The organism is Streptomyces sp. SID11385, from assembly GCF_010548245.1.
Classification (GTDB): Bacteria; Actinomycetota; Actinomycetes; order Streptomycetales; family Streptomycetaceae; genus Streptomyces.
This window is the reverse complement of record NZ_JAAGLR010000407.1, coordinates 1-6,214: the sequence shown is the minus strand read 5'-3', so window position 1 is coordinate 6,214 and position 6,214 is coordinate 1. Positions and strand designations below refer to the sequence as shown.

Sequence of the window (6,214 nt, the reverse complement as noted above, 5' to 3'; positions counted from 1 at the left end):
GATCCGGAGGCGGCGGCGCGGGAGTACGTGGCGGCGTGGGAGCGGGGGGCGGGCTGAGGGCGGGGGCCGCGCGGAAGCGGGTCGCGCGGCACGGAAGCGCGCAGCGGGCGCGCGGGGGCGGGGCGGGTCAGGGGCGGGTCAGATAGCGGCGGTTGTCCTCGATGAGGTCGTCGAGCGCCGATCTCGCGGCGGCGAGCCCGTCCATCACCGCGCTGACGCGCGCGCGTTCGCGCTCCAGGAGCTCCACCGCCCGCCGCGCGCCGTCCGCGCTCGGCTCGGCCATGCACGGGACCATCTCGGCGATCGTGCCGGTCGAGAGGCCCGCGGCCAGGAAGGCCTGGATGAGCCGTACCCGGGGGACGTGCGCGTCCCCGTACAGCCGCTGGCCGCTGGCGGAGCGGACGCTGACCAGGAGCCCTTGTTCCTCGTAGTAGCGCAGCGAGCGACGGCTCGCCCCGGTCCGGGCCGCCAGTTCACCGATGCGCATGGGGTCCTCCGCTCCGCACTTGCCCCTCACACCAATGTAAGCGTCTACGTTGATCCGGTGGCCACGACGTCCAGTGTTCAGTGGCCGGCCCCCTCGGTGTTCCGCCTGTCCCAGGACGGCGGCACGAACGTGACGGGGGCCGGTCCTTTCCAGGAGAGACCGACAAGATGATCAAGCTCGTTTTCCTGATCAACCGTGTCGAGGGGATGCCCGTCGAGGCGTTCGTCGCGCACCACAGGGAGCGGCACGCCCCGCTCTTCCTGTCCATCCCCGAGGCCGCGCGGCACGTACGCCGTTACACGGTCTCGCACCCGGTGCCCGCTCCCGGCTCCTACCCCGGCCCGGCGTACGACGGGCTGACGGAGATCTGGTTCGAGGACTGGGCCGGGCACGACGCCTTCTTCACGTCCCGGAACTACCTGGATCTCGTCCGGCCGGACGAGGGGACGTTCATCGATTCCGCCTCGGTGGCGGTCATGGTGACCGAGGAGAAGGTCGTCACCGGCTGAGCGGGTCCCCGGCCGGGACGTGACGTTCCGGCCGGGGAGCGGGGCTCACGCGGCGCCCGCCGTCTCCGCGATCTTCGCGCGCTCGTGCTTCCAGTAGCCGGAGAAGGTGATGCGGTCCTTGGGGAGCCCGGCGGCGACGAGGTGGCGGCGGCCCTCGGTGGCGAGGCGGGACTCGCCGACGACGTAGGCGTAGCCGGTCGGCGCGAAGTCCGTGCGGCGGCGCAGCTCGGCGAGGACCGCTTCGCCAGGCACGGCGTGGGCGTCGTCGCGGACCACCCAGACGATCTCCATGCCCGCGGGCGCTTCGAGGTCCCTGCGGTCGGCGTCGAGCGGGACCTCGACGAGGGCGCGGCCCGTCGTGTGCGCGGGCAGCGAACGCAGGATGCCCGCGACGGCGGGCAGGCCGCTCTCGTCCGCGACCAGGTGCACCTCGCTCGCGTCCTCGGGGCGGTCGAAGATGGCGCCCTGGTCGTAGAGCGCCACGGGGTCGCCGGGCCGGACCGCGCACGCCCAGATCGCCGCCGCGCCCTCGGGCTCGCCGCCCGGGCCGCAGTGCACGACGAAGTCGATGTCCAGTTCGCCGGTCTCGGGACGGAAGCCCGCGACGGTGTAGTTGGCGCAGTGCGGGCGGACCTCCTCGGGGATCGCGAAGTACGGCTCCCACCAGCGCTGGCCGGAGAGTTCGGGCAGTTCGAAGCCCTGCTGGTGGGCGAGACGCACGAAGAGACGGAACCAGTGGTCGCCCCCCAGGTAGGGGAACTCCGCGAACTGGGGGCCCGTCACCGTCACGCGCTGCATGGACGGGGTGAGCCGCGCGCTGCGGAGCACCTCGCCGCGGAACAGGGCCGGGTTCTTCGGCATCAGCCGGGGATTCTTCGCCATATCGTTAGGTTAGCCTAAGCTCATTTCCCCTTCGAGACCAGCACCCTTCCCCTGCGCCGCCTCCGCCTGGTCCGCCTTGCCCAGTTCGGCGGCGAACTGCGCGCCCGCGAGGAGGGCGAGGTTGGAGAGCCAGAGCCAGATGAGGAAGACGACTATCCCGGCGAGCGAGCCGTACAGGGCGCTGTAGGTGCCGATGAGGCTCGTGTAGAGCGTGAAGCCGACGGTGGCGAGGAGCCACAGGACGGTGGCGAGGACACCGCCGGGCAGGCTGTAGCGGCGGCGCCGGGCGATGCGCGGGCCGTTGCTGAAGGCGACCCAGGCCAGTCCGGAGACGACGACGAGCAGCGCGGGCCAGCGCAGCACTCGCCAGGCCAGCGCGACGCCCTCGTCCAGGTGCAGCGCGCGGCCGATCGCGTCCACGACCGGGTTGCTCAGCACGAGCAGCAGCGCGGTGAGCAGCAGCAGGCCGAGCAGGGCGAGGGCGGTGAGCACGATCCGGTGGGCGCGCTTCACCGGGGTGCGGGCGTCGGTCGTCCGGTGCATGCGGTGCAGGGAGCGGCGGAAGACCGCGAGGTAACTGCACGCGGACCAGAAGGCGCTGAAGAAGCCGGTGGCGATGAGCGGCCAGGCCGTGGCGTTCTCGGTGAGCATCCGGGTGAGCAGGTCGTGCAACTGCGGGCCCGCCTGCCCGGGAACGTAGTCCGTCACGTAGGCGATCAGCGTGCGCGCCGTGTCGGGGCCGAGGAGCGCGGAGGCGACGACGGTGACGAGCAGCGAGGGCAGCAGGGCGAGCATCGCGTAGTAGGTGAGCGCGGCGGCGTCGTCGGTGACGTCGTCGTTCCACAGGGTGAGCGGCGTACGGCGCAGTGCGGGCCACCAGTCAGCGGCGTAACGGAACATGGGACGGTCCGGGGGTGACAGGGGGACGGGGACGGCGGGTGTCCCCCTGCCCGCTCGGTTTACGCGCCGGTGGAGCACCGTCCCTGCCGTGTACCCCCGCCACCGTCCGGGCACTCCGCGCGGACGCCTCGCCCCGCCCCGCCCCGGCCGGAGCGGGGCGGGTGGCGGTCAGCGCCGGCCGTCGGCCCTGGGCGGGACGATCGCGCTGTGCACGAAGTGGGAGCCGTACTGGGAGCGGTTGTTCCGCACCTCGTCGCGGGCCTTCTGCTCCAGGCGCAGCCCCTCGGCCTGCTCCGTCCTGGAGTACGGGCGCCACAGCACCTTGGCGATGAGCAGGACGGCGAAGAGCACCATCACGCCGAGCAGTACACCGATCGCGACCATGACGAGTCCCCCAGTCTGCCCGGACTCCCGGGCGTCGAACCCCCGTACGAGGGTCACTCAGGGTATCCCCGCGCGTGACCAGCGGCAATCCTTCATCCCGCCCCGCCCTCCGCCGCCGCGTCCTGCGGACGGGCCGTCACCTGGTAGGCGAGCAGGTCGCGGAACTGCCCGGGGCGCCGCGCGAGTTCCTCGTACGTGCCCTCCTGCACGATCCGGCCCTCGTCGAGCACCACGATCCGGTCCGCCACGGCCACGTTCGTGATGCGGTGCGTCACGAGGAGCACGACGCGCTGCTTCGCGAGCCCGCGCAGCCGCTGGAAGACGCGGTACTCGGCGCGCGGGTCGAGGTTCGCCGTGGGTTCGTCGAGCACGAGGAGCCCCGCGTCGCGGAAGAAGGCGCGCGCGAGCGCGATCCGCTGCCACTGGCCGCCGCTCAGCTCCTCTCCGCCGAGCCACTCGCGGGCGAGCAGCGTGTCGAGTCCCGCGCCGAGCCCGGCCACGACCTCGTCGGCCCCCGCCGCCTCGCACGCCTCGCGCACGGCCGCGTCCCCGCGCGGCGAGGGCTGCCCGAGCGTGACGTTCTCGCGCGCGGTCAGCGGCCACTGCGCGTAGTCCTGCGGGACGAGCGCGACGCGCCCCCACAGCGCCTGCGGATCGGCACCCGCCGTCGGCTCCCCGTCCCACAGGACCTCGCCGCCGGTCGGCAGGTAGAGGCCGCTCACGAGCTTCGAGAGCGTCGACTTGCCGGAGCCGTTGTAGCCGACGAGGGCCGTGACCTCACCGCGCCGCAGCGTCAGCGACACGTCGGTCAGGGCGTCGGCGTCCTTGCCCGCGTATCGGTGCGTCACGCCCCGTACCTCGATGGTCTCCGGTGCCCGCGGGGTCCGTTCGCCGCGCCGCATGCGGTGGCCGCCCGCGAGGTCCAGGAAGCCGCGCCAGTCGTCCATGTAGAGCCCGGTGCGCATGGCGCGCGCGCCGATCGCGACGAGGCCGCGCACGGACTGGCCCGAGGTCTGGAGCGCGAAGACCGCGGTGCCCGCGTGCCCGACGCTGATCCGCCCGGTCGCGAGGAGCACCACGACCGCGCCCCACACGAGCGCGGAGCCCCCGCCGCCGCACACCGCGCCCACGAGGGACATGCGCGCGCCCTTGTCGGCGGCGGCCCGGTCCTCGCGGTTGATCCGCAGCACGGTCTGCCGGTAACGGCCGCTCAGGAAGCCGGACATGGTCCCGGCCCTGATCTGGTCGGCGGCGTACCGCGTGTAGATGTGCCAGCGCAGCACCGAGAGCAGCCGCATGTCGCCGTTGTTGCGCATATTGGCGAGGTAGCGCACGCGCGCCGCGCTCACCTGCGCGAGCGCCTGCGGCAGGCTCGCGACGACGAGGAGCGGCAGAAGCACCCAGTGCACGCCGGTGAGCACGACGGCGCCCGCGACGAAGGAGGCGGCGGAGGCGATGAGGTCCTGGCCCTCGTCGATCAGTTCCCCGGTCACGGCCGCGCCCCGGTCGGCCGCCTCGCGGTCGCGGTTGAAGGCGGGGTCGTCGTACGCGGCGAGTTCGACCTCGGCGCAGGCCGCGAGGAGCATCTGCTCGGCCTCGCGCGACATGAGCGGTCCGAGCCGCGAGGAGAGCCACGCCACCGTGATGCCGAGCAGCGCGCGTACGCCCGCCGCCGCGGCGAGCAGCGCGACGGAGGGCCACGCGTCGAGCAGCCGCGCGTACACGTCCCCGCCGGTGAGCAGCGCGGTGAGCGTCCCGCTGATGGCCACGAGCCCCAGCGCCTGCATCACCCCGGCCCCCGCCTGGCACAGCAGCAGCCCCACCGTGGCGCGCCGGTCGACCCGCCACGCGAGCGCGAGCGAGCGCCGTACGAGCACGGGGAGCCGCCGCGCCATGTCCCGCATCCGGATCGTGCGTCCGGCGGCCTCCTTGCTGCCGCTGAGATCCGTGTAGCGCATGAGGGACGCGGGAGCGGGGTCCTCCTGCGCCGCGCGCGCGGTACCGGCGGGCCCATCTCCCGCGCGTGCGTCTGCTGCCCGTGCGTCCTCTGCGTGTGCGTCTCCCGCGCGCGCGTCTCCTGCCCGTGCGCGCGGTACGCCCTCCCCGTTCGCCTGTGACACCTCGACCAAGACGACCTCCCGAAGCCCCGGCACCACGAAGCGGCGCCGGCCGAGTCTGACCCGGCGACCGGGGGCGCGGGCAGTTCCCCGCGGGGTCGCGCGGAGGCAGTGCCGTCGGTGGTCGCGCCCCCGCGTGCGCCGGTCGTGGTGAGGAGCGGCCGGACGCCGGACACGCCCGGCGCACGGGGCCGCCCCGTCGCGCGGTGCGTCCGCGACGAGGCGGCCCCGGCCCCGTACCGCCCGGGCTACCAGCCCGCCTTCGCGCCGTCGTACGCCTTGCGGCAGTCGGCGTTGGTGGCCTCGGTGGAGAGCTTCCGCATGGCGTTCTTCCAGACCTTCTTGGCCACCTTCTCCAGGCCCCGCGTCTTCTCGGGGACCTGCGGGGCGAACTTCTTGAGCGTGCCGACGGAGGAGGTGGCGAACTTGACGCACGCCGCTCCGCTGGTCTTCTGGTAGCGGTTGTCCAGATCCGTGGCCACCGCCTTCCCGTTCGCGGTGGCCCAGTTGTTCCACGCCGTGCAGGCGGGCTGCGTGAAGGCTTCCTGGTCGGCGTCGCTCAACGCCCCGACCTCGTCGAACAGCGCGGTCTTCGCCTTCTCGGGCACGGTGAAGTACGCGACCGGGAACTTGTCGAGCGTCTTGAGGAGGGCGTCCTGGCAGGCGGGCGGCAGGGGTGCCGCGTGCGCGAAGGCGGGGGTGGTCAGGACGGACGCGGAGAGGACGGTGGCGGCGAGGACGGTGCGCTGGAGGGTGCGGCGAAGGGCCATGACGGTGTGCTCCTTGGGCAGTGGTGGTGCGGCCCGGCCGGGCGCGAGGGCGCGGCGGCCGGGACGTTCGGCGGTCCGTACGGGACCGTGCGGGGCCGGTCGGGACCGGTCGGGACCGGTCGGCGGCGGGCGCCGATCCGTGCGGGACCGGTCAGGGGCGGGCGG

General features: G+C 73.8%; 7 protein-coding genes. 1 reads left to right on the top strand and 6 read right to left on the bottom strand.

All coding sequences use genetic code 11. From position 1 onward, the window contains the following. Positions 1–127: 127 nt before the first annotated feature. Complete coding sequence (locus tag G3I42_RS12480; RefSeq protein WP_164285371.1) at positions 128–487, bottom strand: MerR family transcriptional regulator; 360 nt, start codon at positions 485–487, stop codon at positions 128–130. 167 nt (positions 488–654) lie between these two features. Between G3I42_RS12480 and G3I42_RS12475 the strand changes: the two genes are divergently transcribed. After that, complete coding sequence (locus G3I42_RS12475) at positions 655–996, top strand: EthD domain-containing protein (RefSeq protein ID WP_164285369.1); 342 nt, start codon at positions 655–657, stop codon at positions 994–996. Positions 997–1,041: 45 nt separating this feature from the next. On the opposite strand, the gene G3I42_RS12470 is transcribed toward G3I42_RS12475, so the two are convergent. The 5 genes from G3I42_RS12470 to G3I42_RS12450 all read right to left on the bottom strand — a co-directional run bounded on the left by G3I42_RS12470 (position 1,042) and on the right by G3I42_RS12450 (position 6,049). After that, positions 1,042–1,878 carry a siderophore-interacting protein gene (locus G3I42_RS12470; protein WP_164285367.1) on the bottom strand — a complete coding sequence of 279 codons (837 nt, stop codon included), beginning with the start codon at positions 1,876–1,878 and terminating at the stop codon, positions 1,042–1,044. Positions 1,879–1,887: 9 nt separating this feature from the next. Beyond that, the gene (locus G3I42_RS12465; protein WP_164285365.1) at positions 1,888–2,778 is read right to left on the bottom strand and encodes a YihY/virulence factor BrkB family protein; all 891 of its coding nucleotides are present in this window, start codon (positions 2,776–2,778) and stop codon (positions 1,888–1,890) included. A gap of 168 nt (positions 2,779–2,946) precedes the next feature. After that, positions 2,947–3,219, bottom strand: a complete 273-nt coding sequence (locus tag G3I42_RS12460) for a hypothetical protein (RefSeq protein WP_343244530.1) — start codon at positions 3,217–3,219, stop codon at positions 2,947–2,949. Positions 3,220–3,254: 35 nt separating this feature from the next. Beyond that, complete coding sequence (locus tag G3I42_RS12455; RefSeq protein WP_164285363.1) at positions 3,255–5,120, bottom strand: ABC transporter ATP-binding protein; 1,866 nt, start codon at positions 5,118–5,120, stop codon at positions 3,255–3,257. 407 nt (positions 5,121–5,527) lie between these two features. Continuing rightward, positions 5,528–6,049, bottom strand: coding sequence for a hypothetical protein (locus G3I42_RS12450; RefSeq protein WP_164285360.1), 522 nt, complete (start codon positions 6,047–6,049; stop codon positions 5,528–5,530). Positions 6,050–6,214 lie beyond the last annotated feature (165 nt).